At 72.4% G+C, this 20,158-nt stretch carries 17 protein-coding genes, 2 pseudogenes and 1 riboswitch; of the genes and pseudogenes, 10 read left to right on the top strand and 9 right to left on the bottom strand.

The features are described 5' to 3' along the window. Positions 1–39: 39 nt before the first annotated feature. Both OIE12_RS01810 and OIE12_RS01805 read left to right on the top strand, forming a co-directional pair. Positions 40–435, top strand: a complete 396-nt coding sequence (locus OIE12_RS01810; protein ID WP_329130945.1) for a VOC family protein — start codon at positions 40–42, stop codon at positions 433–435. Between the two features lie 82 nt (positions 436–517). Then, positions 518–1,276: pseudogene (locus OIE12_RS01805) on the top strand (RNA-guided endonuclease InsQ/TnpB family protein); the annotation flags it as partial. On the opposite strand, the pseudogene OIE12_RS01800 reads toward OIE12_RS01805, so the two are convergent. From OIE12_RS01800 to OIE12_RS01785, 4 genes and pseudogenes are all read right to left on the bottom strand, one after another. Further along, positions 1,274–1,384, bottom strand: a pseudogene (locus OIE12_RS01800) (ABC transporter permease); the annotation flags it as partial. The pseudogenes OIE12_RS01805 and OIE12_RS01800 sit on opposite strands and share 3 nt — an antisense overlap. A 70-nt stretch (positions 1,385–1,454) precedes the next feature. Further along, the gene (locus OIE12_RS01795) at positions 1,455–2,222 is read right to left on the bottom strand and encodes a hypothetical protein (RefSeq protein WP_329130943.1); all 768 of its coding nucleotides are present in this window, start codon (positions 2,220–2,222) and stop codon (positions 1,455–1,457) included. 308 nt (positions 2,223–2,530) lie between these two features. Next, positions 2,531–2,968, bottom strand: coding sequence for a response regulator (locus tag OIE12_RS01790; protein ID WP_329130941.1), 438 nt, complete (start codon positions 2,966–2,968; stop codon positions 2,531–2,533). A gap of 2 nt (positions 2,969–2,970) precedes the next feature. Beyond that, complete coding sequence (locus tag OIE12_RS01785) at positions 2,971–3,339, bottom strand: hypothetical protein (RefSeq protein ID WP_329130939.1); 369 nt, start codon at positions 3,337–3,339, stop codon at positions 2,971–2,973. 254 nt (positions 3,340–3,593) lie between these two features. Between OIE12_RS01785 and OIE12_RS01780 the strand changes: the two genes are divergently transcribed. The 3 genes from OIE12_RS01780 (at position 3,594) to OIE12_RS01770 (ending at position 9,030) form a co-directional block, all read left to right on the top strand. Continuing rightward, positions 3,594–5,045: a sensor histidine kinase gene (locus OIE12_RS01780; protein WP_443054014.1), complete on the top strand. Its 1,452-nt coding sequence runs from the start codon at positions 3,594–3,596 to the stop codon at positions 5,043–5,045. After that, positions 5,042–6,274, top strand: a complete 1,233-nt coding sequence (locus OIE12_RS01775; protein ID WP_329130935.1) for a PP2C family protein-serine/threonine phosphatase — start codon at positions 5,042–5,044, stop codon at positions 6,272–6,274. Before OIE12_RS01780 ends, OIE12_RS01775 begins: the two co-directional genes overlap by 4 nt. A gap of 218 nt (positions 6,275–6,492) precedes the next feature. After that, on the top strand, positions 6,493–9,030 hold the full coding sequence (locus OIE12_RS01770; protein ID WP_329130933.1) for a discoidin domain-containing protein: 2,538 nt from the start codon (positions 6,493–6,495) through the stop codon (positions 9,028–9,030). 86 nt (positions 9,031–9,116) lie between these two features. Here OIE12_RS01770 and OIE12_RS01765 read toward each other — a convergent pair whose 3' ends face one another. The 3 genes from OIE12_RS01765 to OIE12_RS01755 form a co-directional block, all read right to left on the bottom strand. Continuing rightward, positions 9,117–9,743 (bottom strand): GNAT family N-acetyltransferase, encoded by a 627-nt coding sequence (locus tag OIE12_RS01765; RefSeq protein ID WP_329130932.1) that lies wholly within the window; start codon positions 9,741–9,743, stop codon positions 9,117–9,119. Positions 9,744–9,795: 52 nt separating this feature from the next. Continuing rightward, entirely contained in the window at positions 9,796–10,572 is a 777-nt protein-coding gene (locus OIE12_RS01760; protein WP_443053745.1) for a methyltransferase domain-containing protein, read from the bottom strand. Positions 10,573–10,640: 68 nt separating this feature from the next. Then, the gene (locus tag OIE12_RS01755; protein ID WP_443054012.1) at positions 10,641–11,438 is read right to left on the bottom strand and encodes an SDR family NAD(P)-dependent oxidoreductase; all 798 of its coding nucleotides are present in this window, start codon (positions 11,436–11,438) and stop codon (positions 10,641–10,643) included. A gap of 98 nt (positions 11,439–11,536) precedes the next feature. Here OIE12_RS01755 and OIE12_RS01750 point away from each other — a divergent pair, with 98 nt between their 5' ends. After that, entirely contained in the window at positions 11,537–12,391 is an 855-nt protein-coding gene (locus tag OIE12_RS01750; RefSeq protein WP_329130928.1) for a helix-turn-helix transcriptional regulator, read from the top strand. 16 nt (positions 12,392–12,407) lie between these two features. Here the strand turns inward: OIE12_RS01750 and OIE12_RS01745 are convergent, their stop codons facing one another. Together OIE12_RS01745 and OIE12_RS01740 are read right to left on the bottom strand one after the other, a co-directional pair. After that, positions 12,408–13,277, bottom strand: coding sequence for an NAD-dependent protein deacetylase (locus OIE12_RS01745; protein WP_329130926.1), 870 nt, complete (start codon positions 13,275–13,277; stop codon positions 12,408–12,410). A 60-nt stretch (positions 13,278–13,337) separates the two neighbouring features. Further along, the gene (locus OIE12_RS01740) at positions 13,338–14,051 is read right to left on the bottom strand and encodes a GntR family transcriptional regulator (protein ID WP_329130923.1); all 714 of its coding nucleotides are present in this window, start codon (positions 14,049–14,051) and stop codon (positions 13,338–13,340) included. Positions 14,052–14,160: 109 nt separating this feature from the next. Here OIE12_RS01740 and manD point away from each other — a divergent pair, with 109 nt between their 5' ends. The 4 genes from manD to OIE12_RS01720 all read left to right on the top strand — a co-directional run bounded on the left by manD (position 14,161) and on the right by OIE12_RS01720 (position 19,493). After that, a complete protein-coding gene (gene manD / locus OIE12_RS01735) occupies positions 14,161–15,369 on the top strand; it encodes a D-mannonate dehydratase ManD (RefSeq protein WP_329130921.1) in 1,209 nt (402 codons plus the stop codon). 7 nt (positions 15,370–15,376) lie between these two features. Then, a complete protein-coding gene (locus OIE12_RS01730; protein ID WP_329130919.1) occupies positions 15,377–16,855 on the top strand; it encodes a mannitol dehydrogenase family protein in 1,479 nt (492 codons plus the stop codon). 185 nt (positions 16,856–17,040) lie between these two features. After that, positions 17,041–18,438, top strand: coding sequence for an MFS transporter (locus OIE12_RS01725; RefSeq protein WP_329130917.1), 1,398 nt, complete (start codon positions 17,041–17,043; stop codon positions 18,436–18,438). Continuing rightward, positions 18,435–19,493, top strand: coding sequence for an L-idonate 5-dehydrogenase (locus OIE12_RS01720; protein WP_329130915.1), 1,059 nt, complete (start codon positions 18,435–18,437; stop codon positions 19,491–19,493). The genes OIE12_RS01725 and OIE12_RS01720 overlap by 4 nt, the downstream gene beginning before the upstream one ends. 410 nt (positions 19,494–19,903) lie before the next feature. Next, positions 19,904–20,121, top strand: a riboswitch (cobalamin riboswitch). Positions 20,122–20,158 lie beyond the last annotated feature (37 nt).

Raw genomic sequence — 20,158 nt, 5'->3', positions numbered from 1 at the left:
CCGTCGCGGGGCGCGGGACCACCCGGGTAGCGTGCGGCCATGACGAGCCACCCGCGCCACCGACTGGCCGCCACCGTCCTCGACGCACCGGACGCACGCGAACTGGCCGCCCACTACCGCGCACTGCTCGACTGGCAGGCGACGGAGGACGGACCCGACTGGGTCACGATCACCCCGCCCGGGGGCGGCACCGGCCTCTCCTTCCAGACCGAGCCGGACTACGTGCCGCCCCACTGGCCCACCACCCCCGACCGGCAGCAGATGATGCTGCACCTGGACATCGAGGTGGACGACCTGACCGCCGCCGTCGACCGCGCCGTCGCGCTCGGCGCCACGCCGGCCGAGTTCCAGCCGCAGGACGACGTGCGGGTGCTGCTGGACCCCGTGGGGCACCCGTTCTGCCTCTTCGTACGGGAGGCGGAAGCCGGTGGCTGAGGGCGCCCGGGGCCCTCAGATCCTGCGGCGCCTGTCCCCGTTAGGCGGATTCCTCACAAACTGAGGGGATACGGTGTGAGGGGTGAAGGTCACCCACGTGAAGCGGGCGTTCAGGTACCGCTTCTATCCGACTGATGCGCAGGCAGCGGAGCTGTCGCGCACGTTCGGCTGCGTGCGGAAGGTCTACAACCTGGCCCTGGCGGCGCGCACGGAAGCGTGGGTGCGGCAGGAGCGGGTGAACTACAACCAGACGTAGGCAATGCTGACGGCCTGGAAGAAGACCGAGGAACTCGCCTACCGCAACGACGTCTCCTGCGTCCCGCTCCAGCAGGCGCTCCGCCACCTTCAGACGGCGTTCACGCGTTTCTTCGGCAAGCGGGCCAAGTACCCCCGCTTCAAGTCGCGGAAGAAGTCGCGGAAGTCGGCGGAGTACACCACCAGCGCGTTCCGGTTCCGGGACGGCACACTGACACTGGCGAAGATGACGGAGCCTCTCGACGTCGTGTGGTCCCGTCCGCTTCCGGAAGGCGCCTCCCCCTCCACGGTGACCGTGTCCCAGGACGCGGCCGGACGCTGGTACGTGTCCCTGCTGTGCGAAGACCCCTCCATCCGTCCACTCCCCACCACCGACGCGGCCGTCGGGATCGACGTCGGGCTCGCTCACCTGCTGACTCTCTCCACCGGGGAGAAGGTCTCCCACCCCCGGCACGAGCGGCGCGACCGTGCCCGTCTCGCCAAGGCCCATGAGAACCAAACGATCGTGATCGAGGACCTGGCCGTTCGGAACATGGTGAAGAACGGCCGGCTGGCCCGCGCCATCAGCGACGCGGCCTGGTCGGACGCAGGACGTGGCGTGGCCGACGACGGTGAACAGCCGGAGCCCCACCCCCAGCGGCCGGAGGACCATCCCGAACGCCGAGTTGAGGGCGAAGTCGGTGACGATGCCGGGAGGAGTGGCCCGCCGAGGCCCGGCGCGGCCGGCCGCGCCGTGGGACGTGCCGTGCCGCGGTCGACAGGCCCTAGGAGGGCTGCTTCTCCGCCGCGGGCTTGTCCGCCTCGGCGGTGACGGCGGTGTAGAAGACGGACGAACCCTGCTTGGAGCGGTGCGCCTGGTCCTTGGCGACGAGGGCCTCCAGGGTGTTGCGCACGACGGTCGTCTTGACGGCGCGCTCGGGGTGCAGCTGCTCCAGCGCGGAGGCGATCTCGGCCGCGGACCGTGGCTCGCCCTGCCCGGCCAGGTGCTCCCGGACGAGGGTGACGAGGGTGGGCTGGGCGGGCTTGTCCGCCTTCGCCGCGCCCGCCGACTTCGCCGACGTCCTGGTGGCCGCCTTGGCCGGCGACTTGGCCGACGTCTTCTTCGCGGTGCTCTTCCGGGCGGCCGGCTTGCCGGTCACCTTCGGCGCGGCCTTCTCCGCGGGCTTCTCCGTCGCCTTCTCCGCGGACTTCTCCGTCTTCTTGGCGGGCTTGGCGGTGGTCTTGGCGGGCTTGCCCGTCGCAGCGCCCGACTTCTTGCGCGGCGCGGGCACCGGCGCACCGGGCGTCACCGCGGGCGCGGGCGCCGCGGGCACGGGCGCGGTGGGCGCCACGGGCGCCGGCGCGAGACCGAGCGCCTGACGCAGGCTGACCAGCACCGCGTGGTCCTGCTGCAATGCCGTCAACTGCTCCTGGAGGGCGGCGATTTCCGCGCCGATGCGTTCCTGTTCCTTGGCGTTGCGCTCGAGGTCGTCGGCGACCTGGGCGGTGTACTGCGAGGTCAACCCGGCCGCCGTGGTGGTGGTTTCGGACATGGATTCCTCCGACTTCCCTGCGGGGCCGCACACCGGGGACGTGAGGCGTGCGGACTGTGCGATGTCAAATGCCGCTGCGTTTCGAGCCGGTGTGCCCTGGGCCGCACCGATTACTGCTGCACAGCAGTGTGGCAGTGATACTACGGAAGTGGGATGTGTGGCGCGCTTTTCCCCATGTCCGAGAACAGCCCGCACACATGTCCGGGCAGGTGCCCCGACGTGTGTGCGGGCTGTGAGCGGGTCCGCATGAGGGGTGGGACGGGTGTCCCGGGAGGTCGGTGGGGGGTCGGTGGGGGGTCGGTGGGAGGTCAGTCCTCCCGCGGCGGCTTGGCCGCGACGTCCAGGTAGAAGGAGTCGATGCTGCGCACGGCCTCCTCGAACTCCGCGAGGTTCACCGGCTTGGTGACATACGCGTTGGCGTGCTGGCGGTACGCACCCGCCACGTCGTCCGGCGCCGAGGAGGTGGTGAGCACCACGATGGGGATGGTGCGCAGTTCCGGGTCCTCCTTGACGATGGCCAGGAACTCGCGGCCGTTCATGCGGGGCATGTTCAGGTCGAGGACGATGAGGTCGGGCCGCGGGGTGCCGGGGGCGCGCAGGTGGTCGAGGGCGGCCATGCCGTCCTCGACCTGGGTGAGGTTGCGGGCCCCGCGCTCGGCCAGGGCGTCCTGGATGAGCATGGCGTCGGCGAGGTCGTCCTCGACCAGCAGCACGTCGTGAGGGTGGGTCGAGGCGGGCGCAATCATGATCACGAGCTCCGGGTGATGGTGCGGGTGGGGGACTGGGGCATGGCGTTGGTCACAAGGCCCGGCCAGCGGCGGCGCGCGCCCTGGCGGCTCATGCTGGTGGCATCACCGATCTGCGGATAGCCGGCCCCGGCCGCGGCGGCCGCCTGTGCCGCGCCGTACTGGAGATGGTGCACGGCCTGCTCCAGATTGGCCAGTACGTGCAGGCGGGCCAGGGCCCGCGCGCGTGCGACGCCCGCCTCGTCGTCCGGGCCCGGCAGGGGGCGCAGCATCCGGTCGGCGAGGGTGTGGACGAGGGCGTCCGCGGCGTCGGTGACCAGAGCAGAGGTCTCCGCCGGGTTCATGCGGGAGGAGAAGGGGGTGCCGGTCATGAGGTCACTCTAGGGGCCCGTGACGCTGATCGACAACAAGCGTTGTCACCGCCCGGTACAGTTGCCCTGCCGTACATTCGACGCGGCGTTCGAGTGGCGGTGTTCGAATGAGGGAGCAGTCAGGCGTGACGGAGAACAAGGCGGCGGACGCCGGTGGCAGGGTGTCCGGCTGGACGACCCGGCGCTGGCTGCGGGTCGGGGTGGGCGTCACCCTGGCGGTACTGGCCGTCCTCGGCGGGCTCGGCGCGTGGAGCATGTCCCGCGCCTCGCAGCTCACCACCCAGGTCGTGGACACCAGCTCCCCGGCGCTCATCGACGCGGTGCGGCTGGAGGCGGCCCTGGTCAACCAGGAGACCGGCATTCGCGGCTACGGCCTCTCCGGGCAGCGGGACTTCCTCGACCCCTACCACCAGGGGGTCACCGACGAGAAGGACGCCCTGCGCCGGCTCCGCCCGCTGATCAAGGGCGACGACCTGGCCGCCAAGGACCTCGCCGAGGTGGAGAAGCTGGCCGGCCAGTGGCAGCGGCGCATCGCCCGCCCGGTGGCCGCCGCACCCGCCGGCGCCGCGGTTCCACTGGCCACGGAGCGCGCCGACGAGGGGAAGACCACCTTCGACTCCCTCAGGCGCGCGCTGAACCGGCAGCAGACCCATCTGCGGGACACCCGTGCGGCCGCGAGCGCGGACCTCAGCCATGCGGCCACCCTGCGCAACTGGGTCTTCGGCGTGATCGCCGTGAGCATCCTCGTCGTCGCCGCGCTGGTCTTCGAGGGACTGCGCCGGGGTGTGACCACCCCGCTGACCCGGATCGCCGCCTCGGCCCGTGAGGTCGCCCGCGGCCGCTTCGACCGGCCGATCACGGCCGAGGGCCCCGCCGATCTGCGCCGGCTCGGCACGGACGTCGAGGAGATGCGCCGCCGCTTGGTCGACGAGCTCGCCCTCGCCGAGCGTTCCCGGCTACAGCTCGACGAGCAGGCGGCCGACCTGCGGCGCTCCAACGCCGAGCTCGAACAGTTCGCCTACGTCGCCTCGCACGACCTCCAGGAGCCCCTGCGCAAGGTCTCCAGCTTCACCCAGCTCCTCCAGCGGCGCTACGGCGAGCAGCTGGACGAGCGCGCCGACCAGTACATCGCCTTCGCCGTCGACGGCGCCAACCGCATGCAGGTGCTCATCAACGACCTGCTGGCCTTCTCCCGTGTGGGCCGGGTGCACAACGAGAGCCGCGAGGTCGACCTGGACGCGCTCGTCGAGCGCACCGTCGGCACCCTCAGCATGGCCGCCGAGGAGACCGGCGCGGAGATCACCCACGACGAGCTGCCCACCGTGGTCGGCGACACCACCCAGCTCGGCATGCTCTGGCAGAACCTGCTCTCCAACGCCCTGAAGTTCCGCGAGCCCGAGCGCCCCCCGCGCATCCACATCGAGGCCCGCCAGGAGGGCGACATGTGGCACTTCGCGGTGCGCGACAACGGCATCGGGATCGCCCCCGAGTTCCGCGAGAAGGTCTTCGTCATCTTCCAGCGGCTGCACACCAAGGACGCCTACCCCGGCACCGGGATCGGCCTGGCCATGTGCAAGAAGGTCGTCGAGTTCCACGGCGGCACCATCGGCATCGACCCCGAGTACGGCCCCGGTACCCGGGTCTTCTTCACCCTTCCCGTCCTGCGCGCCGTTCCCCCGGCCACGACCGAGGAGCCGACCGCGTGACTCCCCTCCCACCCGGTGCCCGTGACACCGGCGGCCCGCGGATCCTGCTGGTCGAGGACGACGCGGGCGACGCGCTGCTGGTCGAGGAGCTGCTCTTCGACACCGATCTCGACCACACCCTCGTGCAGTGCCGCACCATCGCCGAGGCCCGCGCCGAGCTCACCGCCCGCCCGGCCGACTGCGTCCTGCTCGACCTGCACCTGCCCGACGTGTCAGGGCTCGAGACCATCGACGCGGTCCGGGACACCGGCACCCAGGCGGCCGTCATCGTGCTGACCGGCCTGGCCGAGTCGCACGCCGGGGTCGAGGCCCTGGCCGCGGGGGCACAGGACTACCTCGTCAAGGGCAAGGTCGACCCCGAGCTGCTGCAACGCGCGGTCCGCTACGCCGTCCAGCGCAAGCAGTCCGAGCTCGCCGGGGTCGCCCTGCACGAGGGCCGGCTGCGCGCCCAGGAGAACGCGCGCCTGGAGCGGGGGCTGCTGCCCCTGCCGCTGCTCACCTCGCCCCGCGTGACCACCACGACCCGGTACTTCCCCGGCCGCGAACAGGCCCTGCTCGGCGGTGACTTCCTCGACGTCGTCCAGACCGAGGACGGGCTCGTGCACGCGGTCGTCGGCGACGTCAGCGGCCACGGCCCCGACGCGGCCGCCCTCGGCGTCTGCCTGCGCATCGCCTGGCGCGCGCTGACCCTCGGCGGCCACCGCGGGCACGGACTGCTGCACCTGCTGGAACAGATCCACCTCGCCGAACGCGCCCACCACGACCTCTTCACCACCTGCACCCTCATCACCGCCGACCTGGCCGCGGGAACCGCCACCATCCACCTGGCCGGGCACCACGAGCCCCTGCTCCTCGACCGGGACGGCCCCCAGGTGGTCAAGGCCGCCCACGGCCTCGCCCTGGGCATCCTCCCCGGCACCGAGCACTGGCCGGCCACCACCGTCGCCCTGCCGCCCGCCGGCGCCCTGCTCGTCTACACCGACGGCCTCATCGAGGGGTACACGGACGGCGGCACCGGCGAGTTCGGCGCGGCCCCGGGCGGCGCGGGCGGTGGAGAGCGGCTGGGCACCGAGGGGCTGCTGCGCATCCTCGCCCGGACCACCGCGGACGACCCCGGCACCCACCTGGACCGCCTGATCAGCACCGTGCGGACGCTCAACGCCGACCGGCACACCGACGACATCGCCGTCCTCCGCCTGGACTGGTCCGCACCGGGACAGACCGGCTGAACGGCGCGGCCGAGCGAGTTGAACGGCGCGGCCGGGCGGCCGAGTTGAATGGCGCGGCCGACCCGGCGGCGGAAAAGATTCCGCGTCGCGAGGGTTGCCCCCGCGCTCAACTCATCAGTTAAATCAAGACGTGAACTAAGCGAACGGGGCGGCGTTCGCTCCTCTTCGGCGTGCCCGTTCGCGCTGCTGACCCCACATACCCCACCGCAGGGAACCAGATGAGACTCAGAGTCCTGGGTGTCGTGCTCGCCGCCGCGGCGGCGCTCGTCACCCTCCCCGCGCACGCGTCGGCCGCCGCGGCCGACACCCCCCTCTCCCAGGGCAGAACGGCCACCTCCTCCTCCGACGAGACCGGCGCCACCACGGCCGGCAAGGCCGTCGACGGCGACACCGGCACCCGCTGGTCCTCCGCCGCCACCGACGACCAGTGGCTCCGGGTCGACCTCGGCGCCACCGCCTCCGTCAGCAAGGTCGTCCTCAACTGGGAGGCCGCCTACGGCAAGGACTACAAGGTCCAGATCTCCGCCGACGGCAGTTCCTGGAACGACCTGAAGTCCGTCACCGGCGGCGACGGCGGCACCGACACCCTCGACGTCTCCGGGCAGGGCCGCTACGTCCGGATGCTGGGCGTCCACCGCGCCACCCAGTGGGGCTATTCCCTCTGGGAGTTCCAGGTCTTCGGCACCACCGGCGGCACCTCGGCCGGCTGCGACACGGCCAACGCCGCCAAGGGCCGCCCCGCCTCCGCCTCCTCCACCGAGAACGCCGGCACCCCCGCCTCCGCCGCCTTCGACGGCGACACCGGCACCCGCTGGGCCAGCCAGTTCGCCGACCCGCAGTGGGTCCAGGTCGACCTCGGCCAGGTCCGCGACCTGTGCAAGGTGGACCTCGACTGGGAGGCCGCCTACGGCAAGGACTTCCAGATCCAGGCGTCCGACAACGGCACCACCTGGAGCACCCTGCGCACCGTCACCGGCGCCACCGGCGGCCAGGCTTCGTACGACGTCAGCGGCTCGGGCCGCTACGTCCGCATCAACGGCACGGCCCGCGGCACCGCCTACGGCTACTCGCTGTGGGAGGTCGCCGTCCACACCGGCACCACCGGCACCCCGCCCGTCGAGGGCGGCGGCGACCTCGGGCCGAACGTGATCGTCGTCGACCCCTCCACGCAGAACCTGCAGCAGAAGTTCGACCAGGTCTTCGCCCAGCAGGAGACCGCCCAGTTCGGCTCCGGCCGCTACCAGTTCCTGCTCAAGCCGGGCACGTACAACGGCATCAACGCCCAACTCGGCTTCTACACCTCGATCTCCGGTCTCGGCCTCAACCCCGACGACACGCAGATCAACGGTGACATCACCGTCGACGCCGGCTGGTTCAACGGCAACGCCACCCAGAACTTCTGGCGTTCGGCGGAGAACCTCGCCATCACGCCGTCCAACGGCACCGACCGCTGGGCCGTCGCCCAGGCGGCACCCTTCCGCCGCATCCACGTCAAGGGCGGCCTCAACCTCGCCCCCAACGGCTACGGCTGGGCCTCCGGCGGCTACATCGCCGACTCCAAGATCGACGGCACCGTCGGCCCGTACTCCCAGCAGCAGTGGTACACCCGCGACAGCTCGGTCGGCGGCTGGACCAACGGCGTGTGGAACATGACGTTCACCGGCGTCCAGGGCGCCCCGGCGACCAACTTCGACAGCGGCCCGTACACCACGCTCGACACCACCCCCGTCTCCCGCGAGAAGCCCTTCCTCTACCAGGACGGCGGCGCCTACAAGGTGTTCGTGCCCGCCAAGCGCACAGGCGCGCGCGGCGTGTCCTGGCCGGCCAACGCGGGCACCTCGCTGCCGCTGGACCGCTTCTACGTGGTCAAGCCCGGCGCCACCGCCGCCACCATCAACGCGGCCCTCGACCAGGGCCTCAACCTGCTGTTCACCCCGGGGGTCTACCACCTCGACCAGACCCTGAACGTCACCCGGGCCGACACCGTGGTCCTCGGCCTCGGCTACGCCACGCTCGTCCCCGACCACGGGGTCGACGCGATGCACGTGGCGGACGTCGACGGCGTGCGGCTGGCCGGCTTCCTCATCGACGCCGGAGCCACCAACTCCGACACGCTGCTCCAGATCGGCCCGGCGGGCTCGAGCGCGGACCACGCCGCGAACCCGACCACCATGCAGGACGTGTTCGTCCGCATCGGCGGCGCGGGACCCGGCCTGGCCACCAACTCGGTCGTCGTCAACAGCGACGACGTCGTCATCGACCACACCTGGCTGTGGCGCGCCGACCACGGCGACGGCGTCGGCTGGGACACCAACCGCGCCGACTACGGTCGGCGCGTCAACGGTGACGACGTCCTGGCCACCGGCCTCTTCGTGGAGCACTTCAACAAGTACGACGTGCTCTGGAGCGGCGAACGGGGGCGCACGATCTTCTTCCAGAACGAAAAGGCGTACGACGTCCCGAACGCCGCCGCCGTCACCCACGACGGCATCGTCGGCTACGCGGCCTACAAGGTCGCCGACTCCGTCACCCAGCACGAGGCGTGGGGTCTGGGCAGCTACTGCAACTTCACGTCCGATCCGTCGATCGTCCAGCACCACGGCTTCCAGGTGCCCGTCACCGCCGGCGTGAAGCTGCACGACATCCAGGTCATCTCCCTGGGCGGCAAGGGCCAGTACGCCCACGTCGTCAACGACACGGGATCGCCCACGTCCGGAACGGACACGATCCCCTCCAAGGTCACGTCGTTCCCGTGATCCGGGTCGGGAGGGGGTGAGCGCGGCCCCTTCCGCGGCAGGTGCCCCGGGCGGAGCCGGCTCCGCCCGGGGCACCTGCGTGTGCCTCAGTCCGTGACCTCCGTGGACCTGCCCAGATACGTGAGCGGGCCCGGGTCCGGGACCGGGACGACGTGGAAGCCGAGGCGGTCGTAGAACGCGCGGGCCGGGGTGTTGGTGGTGACCATGCCGAGGTGTACCGCCGGGACGTCGCGGTGGTGCAGTGCGGTGAGGAACGTGTGCATCAACTGGCGGCCCCAGCCGCGTCGTTGCCAGGCGGGGAGCAGGTCGATGTGCAGATGGGCCGGGTAGTCCTTCAGGTCGGGCAGGATCATCCGTTCGGGGGTGTGGAGCAGGGCCACCATGTGCTCGGTGGGTGTGGTGGGTGTGTCCCGGGGCGGCGGATAGCGCTCGGCGACCAGTGGCAGCCAGCGGTCGCGGAAGTCGGTCACGAACCGTTCGGTGTCCGCGGTGCCCACGATGTAGCCGCCGACCCGGCCGTGTCCGTCGTCGAGGACGAAGGCGAGCTCCGGGTCGAAGTGGCAGTAGGGGTGGGCGAACAGAGTCGGCAGCAGCGCGAGGTCGGGGTACAGATGCCGGGAGTCGCCGCCGTTGTCGGCCGTGCGCACGCACACGTCGGCGACCCCGTCCCGGTCCGACCGGCGGTAGGGGCGCACCCTGGGCAGTGGGTCCATGTGTCGCAGTCTCCTGCATATGGGAGCGCTCCCACAAGGGTGGCGCCCGCCCCTATCGACCGCTGGGCGGCTTGCGCCAGACGGAGACGTGCTTCCTGCTCTCCGCGGTGAACGGCTCCCCGTTCCAGCCGCCCCACCGCTCGGTGCGCTCCAGCCCCGCGAGCCGGGCCATCAGGTCCAGCTCGGCGGGCCAGACGAAGCGCTGCGAGGTCCGGAACACCTCGGCCCGGTCGCCGTCGAGGCGGTAGTGGTGGGAGACGAGGCGCTGGTGCGCCAGGTCGTAGGTGTCGAAGCCGACGTGGTGCTCGCCGACGTGGAACGGCCGGGCCGTCTCGCCGGGCGGGAGCCGTCGCAGTTCGGGTACGCCAACCTCGATGACGAAGCGGCCGCCCGGCCGCAGATGACGGGCCGCGTTGCGGAAGCACTCGACCTGCTCGTCCTGGGTGAGCAGATTGCCGATCGTGTTGTAGACCAGATAGACCAGCGCGAACTCGCCCGGCGCCCGTACCCGTGCCATGTCGCCCCGCGTCACCGCGACGGCGTCGCCGCCGGGCTTGCGCCGCAGTTCCCGCGCCATGTGCGCGGACAGCTCGATCCCGGCGACGTCCACTCCGCGTTCCCGCAGCGGCAGCGCCACCCGTCCGGTCCCGATCGCGAACTCCAGTACCCGCCCGCCCTCGGCGCGTTCGGCCAGGAAGGCGACCGTCGGCTCCAGCACCTCGGGGGCGAACATGAAGGCGGACGACTCGTCGTACGACCGGGCCACCCGCTCGCCCCACGGTTCGGGTTCGCCGGTTCCGCGGGTGTCGTGCTCCTCGTCCTGTGCCATGGCAGGACAGGCTGACAGCCGGGCGGCCGCCTTCGCCAGCGAATTACGCTCCGCCCGGCAGCGTCTGCTCAGGCCCGGGCGCCGCCGTCGACGCGCAGGACCGTGCCGGTCACGTACGAGGCGCGGTCGCTGAGCAGCCAGGCGGCGGCCTGGGCGATCTCCTCCGGGTCCGCCGCGCGCCCCAGCGGATGGTGCGCCGTGAGCCGGTCCTGGAGGCCGGGCGAGTGCGTCTCCCAGGTGCGGATCATCTCGGTGAGCGTGTTGCCGGGAGCGATGGCGTTGACGCGGATGCCCTCGGGCCCGTACGTCACGGCCGCCGACTCCGTGAGGCTGTTCACCGCCCGCTTCATCGCCCCGTACGCGGGCAGCTCCGGGTTGGCCATGAGGCTGCCGACACTGGAGTTGTTGACCAGCGCGCCCACCTTCGCGGTGGCCCGGATCGCGGCGACCTCGGCGGCCATGGCGAGCCAGACGCCCTTGAGGTTGACGGTGTAGACATGGTCGAAGTCGGCCTCGCTCATCCGGTCCAGCGGGCCCGGCGGCACGAAGGTCGCGCCGTTGTTGAAGGCGACGTCGAGCCGGCCGTACAGCTCCACGGCACGGTCGACGGCGGCGCGCACACTCGCCCCGTCGGCCAGGTCGCACAGCACGTACGCGGCGGTCCCGCCCGCCGCCCCGATCTCCTCCGTCACCGCTTTCAGCTGCGCCTCCGTACGGGCGGCCAGCAGCACCTCGGCGCCCTCGCGGGCGAACAGCCGGGCCGCCGCGGCGCCGATGCCCCGCCCGGCGCCGGTGATGAAGGCGACCTTGCCGGCCAGCAGTCCGATGCCCGGCGTGCCGTTCCTGTGGTTCGTCGTGTGGTCCATCGCGTTGTCCATGGCAGCGAGCCTGCGCCCGGCCGCTGGGCTCAGCCAGGCACCGGCGGTACCTGGATGACGCGCCGGGACCCGCGCACACTGGGGGAGTGGACCGACGAGAACTGGGCGAGTTCCTGCGCAGCCGACGCGCACGCATCACCCCCGCCGACGTGGGCCTGCCCGCCGGGCGGCGCCGCCGCACCCCGGGTCTGCGCCGCGAGGAGGCCGCGCAGCTGGCGTTCATCTCGACCGAGTACTACACGCGGCTCGAACAGGCCCGGGCCCCGCGCCCGTCACGGGAGGTGCTGGCCGGGCTGGCCCGCGCCCTGCGCCTGGACGACGCCGAGCGCGCCCACCTCCACCTGCTCGCCGGCGCGTCCCCGAGTTCGCCGCCCGGGCCCTGCCGCGAGGTGCGGCAGAGCATCCTGGAGCTGCTGAACCGGCTGCCGGGCACCGCCGCCCACGTGGTCTCCGCGACGTACGAGGTGCTCGCCTGGAACCCGCTCGCGGCCGCCCTGATGGAGGACTTCTCCGCCCTGCCGCCCCGCGAGCGCAACCTGCTGCGCAAGGTCTTCCTCGGCCCCCAGGGCCCGGGGGAGCGGCTGTACGGCGTGTCCGACGTGGACACCTTCGCCCGCTGCTCGGCACAGCAGCTGCGCGCCACCGCCGCCCGTTACCCGGACGACCCCGAGGTGCGGGCCCTCGTCGCCGAACTGCGCGCGGGCAGCGAGGAGTTCGCCGGGCTGTGGGACTCGCACGACGTACGGACGCAGCGCAGCCTGCGCAAGACGTTCCCGCACACGGGGGTCGGGCCGGTCACCGTCGACTGCGACGTCCTCGACATCACCGACCGGGACCAGCGGGTCGTGCTGTACACCGCGCCGCCCGGGTCCCGCTCGGAGGAGGCGCTGCGGCTGCTGTCGGTCGTCGGCACCCAGAACATGGACGTGAGCGAGGCATAGGGACTGCGGGGACCCCTCACGCCCCGAGGCGGTCGGCCAGACCGGTCAGGGTGGTGCCCAGCGGCAGGTCCAGCCGTACGGCGGCCAGGTCGTCGCCGCGGGTCGGGCCCTGATTGACGACGGCGACGGGCTTGCCCGTCTTCGCGGCGTGGCGCACGAAGCGCAGACCGGACATGACGGTCAGGGAGGACCCGGTGACCAGCAGCGCGGACGCCGCGTCGACCAGGTCGAAGCAGTGCGCGACGCGCGGCTTGGGCACGCTCTCGCCGAAGAACACCACGTCCGGCTTGAGCATCCCCGTGCCGCACACCTGACAGGACACCGTACGGAACGCCGCCTCCCGGTCACGGGCCAGCTCCGCGTCACCGTCGGGGTTCACCCGGGCGGCGAGATCGCGGAACTCCGGGTTGGCCTCGTCCAGCCGCTGGTGCAGCTGTCGGCGCGAGACGGTGTTCTCGCAGGTCAGACAGATCACCCGGTGCAGACTGCCGTGCAGTTCGACCGCCTGGGGCGTACCCGCGGCGGCGTGCAGACCGTCCACGTTCTGGGTGATGACACCGGAGACCAGACCGGCCGCGACGAGCCGGGTCACCGCCCGGTGCCCCGCGTTCGGCCGCGCCCGCCCGATCGACTCCCACCCGAGGTGACTGCGCGCCCAGTAGCGACGGCGGTTCTCCTCGCTGCCGGTGAACTCCTGGTAGGTCATCGGCGTGTGCCGGCGCCGGCTGCCCGAGGGGCCGCGGTAGTCGGGGATCCCCGACTCGGTGGAGAGACCGGCCCCGCTCAGCACGAGGACGCCCCCGCCGGCGAGCATCCGCTCCACCACCGCGAGCCCGTCGGCGGACTCGGTACGGAGCGGGGGATCCGGGGTCACGGCTGTGTCCATGCAGGCAGGGTACGTCGCCGCCCGCGGCAGCGGCGGGGCCCGGCCCCAGGGGCCGCCGCCTCACTCCCAGACGACGACGTTCCGCCGCACCGGCACCGCGTCCGAGTTGGACGCGAACAGCTCGGGGGAGCGACTGCGGAGCTGCTCGATGTCCTCGAAGACCGCCCGCAGATGCCCGCGCATGGTCCTGCGGGCGCGCTCGATGTCGTGATCGAGGACCGCGCGGAGGATCTCCTCGTGCTGGTCGGCGAAGAACCGCGGCGAGCCCACCTCGTACAGCCCGAGGCGCCGCGCCCGGTCGAGATGGCCCTTGGCGGAGACCACCGTGGACCACGCGCTGCCGTGGCTGCTCAGCCGCAGCAGCCCGCGGTGGAACTCCTCGTCGAGCCCGAAGAACTCCTCCACGTCGATCCCGGGCCGCTGCTGCCGGGCGATGTTCTCGCGCAGCTCCGCGACGAGCTCGGGGTCCGGGTCGGCGGGCAGGTCGTCGAGGGCCGCCAGCTCCACCGCCTCGCGCAGGAACTGGGCGTCGGCGACCCGCGCCGGGTCGACCCGCGAGACGAACGAGCCCACCTGCGGGAACACCTGGACGAGCCCCTCTTCGGCGAGCAGGATCAGGCTCTCGCGCACGGGGGTGCGGCTCACGCCGAGGGCGGCGGCCAGCTCGTTCTCCGACAGCGCGCTGCCGGGGGGCAGCTCCAGCGTCAGCACCCTGCGCCTGAGCGTCTCGTAGACGACGCGGCGATTGGTGCGCCGCCTGTCGGATCCAGCCATGCGGTCACTGTAGTCGACAGCTCCGGTGCACTAGTACTCCACTCTTGACCGACCCGTCGGCCAGTGCTTGTATACAAGCACTGTTATGCCACTGCGACGGGAGTAGCACATGAGCCGGATCGAACGTGCCGAGGTGTTCGTGGCGTCACCCGGACGCAACTTCGTCACCCTGCGGCTGACGACCTCGGACGGCGTCACCGGCCTGGGCGACGCCACCCTGAACGGCCGCGAACTCGCCGTCGCCAGCTACCTCCGCGACCACGTCGCCCCCCTGCTGATCGGCCGCGACCCGGCCCGCATCGAGGACGTCTGGCAGTACCTCTACCGGGGCGCGTACTGGCGCCGGGGCCCGGTCACCATGACCGCGATCTCCGCCGTCGACACCGCCCTGTGGGACATCAAGGGCAAGGTCGCGGGGCTCCCCGTCTACCAGCTCCTCGGCGGCCGCTCCCGCGACGGCGTCCTCGTCTACTCCCACGCCAGCGGCACCGACGTGCCCTCCCTCCTCGACGACGTCGCCCGCTTCCGCGAGCTGGGGTACAAGGCGATCCGCGCCCAGGCCGCCGTCCCCGGCGTCCCCGGCAGCTACGGCGTGCGCGTCGGCCCCGTCTACGAACCCGCCGCCCACTCCCTGCCCGAGGAGCAGCCCTGGTCCACCGAGGCCTATCTGGACTTCGCGCCCACCTACCTGGAGGCCGTCCGCGACCGCTTCGGGTTCGACTTCCACCTCCTGCACGACGTGCACCACCGGCTCACCCCGATCGAGGCCGCCCGGTTCGGCAAGCGGGTGGAGGACTGCCGGCTGTTCTGGATGGAGGACCCGACCCCGGTCGAGAACCAGGAGTCCTTCCGCCTCATCCGGCAGCACACCACGACCCCGCTCGCCGTCGGCGAGGTGCTCAGCTCCATCTGGGACGTCCAGCACCTCATCACCGAACAGCTCATCGACTACGTCCGCACCACCGTCGTGCACGCCGGCGGCATCACCCACCTGCGCCGCATCTTCGACCTCGCCGCGCTCTACCAGGTCCGCACCGGTTCCCACGGCGCCGCCGACCTCTCACCGATCACGCTCGCCGCGGCCGTCCACCTCGACACCGCCGTCCCCAACTTCGGCATCCAGGAGTACATGCCGCACGTCGAGGAGACCGGGGAGGTCTTCCGCAGCGAGGTGCGCTACGCCGACGGCATGCTGCACGTCGGAGAGGCCCCCGGGCTCGGCGTCGAGTACGACGAGAAGGCCGCCGAACGCTTCCCCTACGACCCCCGCTACCTGCCCGTCGCCCGCCGCCTCGACGGCTCGGTCCACGACTGGTGAGGGCCCCGTGACCCAACAGCACGCCCCGAGCGACCTGAGCCGGGACACCCTCTCCCGGCTCGCCCCCGCACACCGCCCGCTCGTCGACCCCCGCGAACTGCGGCCGCGCACCGTCCACTTCGGGCCCGGCGCCTTCCACCGGGCCCACCAGGCCCTCTACACCGAGACGGCCGCCGCGCGCTCCGGCGCACCCTGGGGCATCGTCGCTGTCGCCCCGCGCTCCGCCGGGACGGCCGCCGCCCTGCGCGCACAGGACTGCCTGTACTCGGTCACCGACCGCGCGCCCGGAGGGGCCCGTACGCGCGTGGTCGGCGCCCTGGTCGACGCGCTGACGATGCGCCCCGACGCCGACCGGGTCGACGCGCTGCTCGCCTCGCCCGAGGTCACCACGGTCACGCTCACCGTGACCGAGAAGGGCTACGCCCGTGACGCCGACACCGGCGGACTGGACGCGGGGGCAGCCGGCATCGTCGCCGACCTGGCAGCCACCGGTGGGACGGGCACCGCGGACATGGTCACCGTCGTCGGCCGGCTCGCCGCGTCCCTCGCCGTCCGCTTCCGCGGCCCGGCGGCCCCGCTCTCCGTCGTCTCCTGCGACAACGCGGCCGGGAACGGGGCGGCACTTGCCCGTGTCGTACGCGAGTTCGTCGAGCGTTCCGCCTGGCCCGACCGGCGGGCGCTGCTGGACTGGCTCGCCGCCGAGGTCGCCTTCCCCGACACCGTCGTCGACCGCATCGTCCCCGCCACGACCGGTGAGGACCGCGAGGCCGCGGCTGCGGCGCTCGGCCTGCGCGACGCACTGCCCGTAGCCGGGGAGCCCTACCGGCAGTGGGTCCTCCAGGACTCCTTCCGCGCGGAGCGCCCGCCCTGGGAACACGGCGGTGCGCTCTTCGTACCGGACGTCGCCCCGTACCAGCTCACCAAGCTGCGCCTGCTCAACGGGGCGCACTCCGCCATGGCGTACCTCGGCGCCGCCGCCGGGTGCCGGACCGTGGCCGAGGTGATGGAGACGGAGTGGGGTGAACGGCTGGTCCGCGCCTACTGCGCGGAGGTCGCCCCCACGCTGCCCCCGGGCGGCCCCGACCCGGCGCGCTACACCGACGACCTCGTCGAACGGTTCCGCAACCCGGCGATGCGGCACCTGTTGCGTCAGATCGGGTCCGACGGGTCCCTGAAGATCCCCGAGCGGTGGATGGGACCGTTGCGGGCACTTCGGGTGGCGGGGGCCGCCACGCCGGTACTCGAGCTGGCGCTGGCGGCGTGGGTGGCGGCCACGCGGCCCGGGGCCGACGGTGGCCAGGTCCACGGAACCACGGACCCGGCGGCGGAGGCGCTCGCGCGGTGCGGGCATGCCGGTGATCCGGCATCCGTCGTCGGCCGGCTGCTGACGACGATCGGCGCGGCGGATCTGGCGGGCGCGCCGGATCTCGTCGCGGCCGTGGCCGCGAGGCTTCCCGCGCTGCGCGCGGGGCGCGTCGAGCTCTGACGCGGGGAGTCGGGGGCGGTGCCGCGCGTGGGCGGGTGCGGGGGCGCGAGTGTCGACGCCCTCCTCACGACCCCGGCCAACCCGACCAACCCAGGGGCGCGGGGAACTGCGCGAGCAACCACGACGTACCCGCACCCGCCCACCCGCCGTACCCCACCCCCTTTGGCGACTCACGGAGGCACACGATGACCCACACCACCCACGCCCCGCCCGGCAGGGCGACCCGGACCACCCGGGATCTCACCCGCGCCGCCGTGTCCGGGTGGCTCGGTACCGCGATGGAGTTCATGGACTTCCAGCTCTACTCACTCGCCGCGGCCGTCGTCTTCAACCAGGTCTTCTTCCCCGACGTCAGCCCCGCCATCGGCCTGATCGCCGCGATGGCGACCTACGGCGTCGGGTACGTCGCCCGCCTCGCCGGCGCCGTCCACTTCGGCCGCCTCGGCGACCGGATCGGTCGCAAGAAGGTGCTGTTCCTCACCATCGTGCTGATGGGCGCGTCCACCACCCTCATCGGCGTCCTGCCGTCGTACGCCACCCTCGGCATCGCGGCCCCGATCCTGCTCGTCGCGCTCCGCCTGATCCAGGGCTTCGGCGCCGGCGCGGAGATCGCGGGCGCCACCGCGATGCTGACCGAGTACGCCCCGTCCGGCCGCCGGGGACTGATCTCCTCCCTGGTCTCGCTGGGCACCAACTCCGGCACACTGGCCGCCTCCGGGCTGTGGGCCGTGCTCCTCGCCACCCTCTCCGAGGACCAGATGCTCGCCTGGGGCTGGCGTCTGCCGTTCCTGTGCAGCTTCCTGCTGCTGCTCTTCGCCGTGTGGCTGCGCACCCACCTCAAGGAGAGCCCGGTCTTCGAGCAACGCCCCGACGTGGTCGACGGTGTCGCGCTCTCGCGCAAGGAACTGCAGGCCGACGGCGGTCCCGGGACGGAGCCCGGCGCGGCCGGTGCGCACACCCTGGAGGCCGGGCTGCGCCAGCGCAAGGGCCGGGCCTTCTTCCTCGCGCTCGGTCTGCGCTTCGGCCAGGCCGGCAACTCGGGGCTCATCCAGACCTTCCTGGTCGGCTACCTCGCCACCACCCTCATGGTGGACCGCTCCGTACCCACCACCGCCATCGTCTACGGCTCACTGCTCGGCTTCGTCACCGTGCCGGTCGTCGGCCTGCTCGGCGACCGCTTCGGCCGCCGGCCCGTCTACCTCGCGCTGACCGCGCTCACCATGGTCGTCGCCGTACCACTGATGTACGTCATCGCCAACGGCGGCACCGTGGCGCTCACGATCGCGGTCGTCCTCGCCCTCAACATCGGTGTCCTCGGACTGTTCTCGCTGGAGAGCGTCACCATGGCCGAACTCTTCGGCTCCCGCACCCGGTTCACCCAGCTCGCCGTCGCCAAGGAGATCGGCGGCATCCTCGCCACCGCCGTCGGACCCGTCATCGCGGCGACGCTCACCGCCGCCACCCACCACTGGTGGCCCATCGCCGCGATGCTCGTCGGCTACTCCCTCATCACGCTCGTCTCCGCCTGGGTCGCACCCGAGACGAAGGGGCGCGACCTCGTCCGATGGGAGGACGCGGCATGAAGGCCGTCGTCGTACACGGTGCCGGTGATCTGCGCATCGACCAGCTGCCCGATCCGGTACCCGGCCCCGGTGAGGTGCTCGTCGCCATGGAGTGGGGCGGGATCTGCGGCTCCGACCTGGCGTACTGGCGGCACGGTGGGTCCGGTACGGCCGTGCTCAAGCACCCCATGGTGCTCGGGCACGAGGTCGCCGGGCGGGTCGTCCGCACGGGGCCCGGTGTGCGCGGGTTCGAGGGCGGGCAGCCGGTCGCCGTCCATCCGGCCCGGGTGGTCGGGGACGAGGTACTGCCGGAGCGGATCGCCGGACGCACCAACCTCCACGCACGGGTACGGTACTTCGGCTCCGCCGCCTTCGATCCGCACACCGACGGGGGGTTCAGCGAGCTCAAGGCCGTGCCGGCCGGGCAGCTCAGGGTGCTGCCGGACGGGGTGAGCACGCGGGACGGGGCGCTGGCCGAGCCGTTGGCGGTCGCGCTGCACGCCGTGCACCGTGCCGGTGACCTGCGGGGGCGGACCGTACTGGTCAACGGGGTGGGGCCCATCGGGTCGTTGGTCGTCGCCGCGGCGAGGCTGCGGGGTGCGGGGGCCGTGGTCGCCGCCGACATCGCGGAGTCCTCGCTCGGTGTGGCCCGGGCGTTGGGCGCGGGGGAGGTGCGGAACACCGGGCGGGGCGAGCGGTTGCCGGACGACGTGGAGGTGGTGTTCGAGGCGTCGGGGGCGCCGGGCGCGCTCGGGCCCGTGCTGCGGGCCACTGCCCGTGGGGGGACGGTGGTGCAGGTGGGTAACTTGCCGGGGGCCGAAGTTCCCGCGGTGCTGGGGGAGTTGGTGACGCGGGAGATCACGTGGGTGGGGTCGTACCGGTTCGTCGACGAGATCGGTGAGGCGTTGCGGGCGTTGGGGGAGGGCTTGGACCTGTCGCCCTTGGTGACGCATGAGTTCGGGATCGAGCGGGCGGGGGAGGCGTTGGTGGTCGCGGGGGACCGGGGGAGTGGGAGTGGGAAGGTGATGTTGCGGCTCGGGGGTGGTGCGGGGGGTGTGGGGAGTGGGGTAGAGTAGATCTTGGAAGTGCCGCCGGGGTAACCGGGCGGTGAACTCCAGGCGTTGGTCGTCCAAGGAAAGACGCCCCGCTTCCTGCGGGGAGATGCAGGTGCAAGGCCTGCCCAGCGCTCGGTGAGGCCCATTCCGACGGTTGTCGGGGTGGGCCTCTTTTTGGTTTTCGCCCCCGCCGCCCCTACCCTCCCCCAAGCTCTCAACTTCGTTCGAGCAGGGGGGACCCCCATCCTCCCTTCAAGGGGCTCCGCCCCTTGGACCCCGGGAGTGCTTTGTCGGCTGACCGCCGGTGGGGGCTGGTCGCGCAGTTCCCCGCGCCCCTTACGGGCGCGCTTCTCGCGCCCCCGCGGCGGAGCCGCAGATGCAATACAGCCCCGCGCCCCTTACGGGGCGCTGGTTCGTGGCGGGTGGGGTTCTTGTACGCTGCGGGGGCCAGTCGTGCCGCACCATGGCCAGGGAATCCGGTGGGAATCCGGAGCTGACGCGCAGCGGTGAGGGGGACGGGCGGGGCATCTCTACGCCACTGGGAGTGGGAGGGTGCCGGCGGTACACCGCCGGTGTCGACCTCTCCTCGGGAAGGCGCCTCGTCCGGACGAACCCGAGTCCGAAGACCTGCTGGCACCTCCGCGCCCGTGCGCGGGGGAAGTCCACCGGCCAGGCTCCGCGTTCGA

The sequence above is a fragment of the Streptomyces sp. NBC_00670 genome, assembly GCF_036226765.1.
Classification (GTDB): Bacteria; Actinomycetota; Actinomycetes; order Streptomycetales; family Streptomycetaceae; genus Streptomyces.
This window is presented reverse-complemented; position numbering and strand designations above follow the sequence as displayed.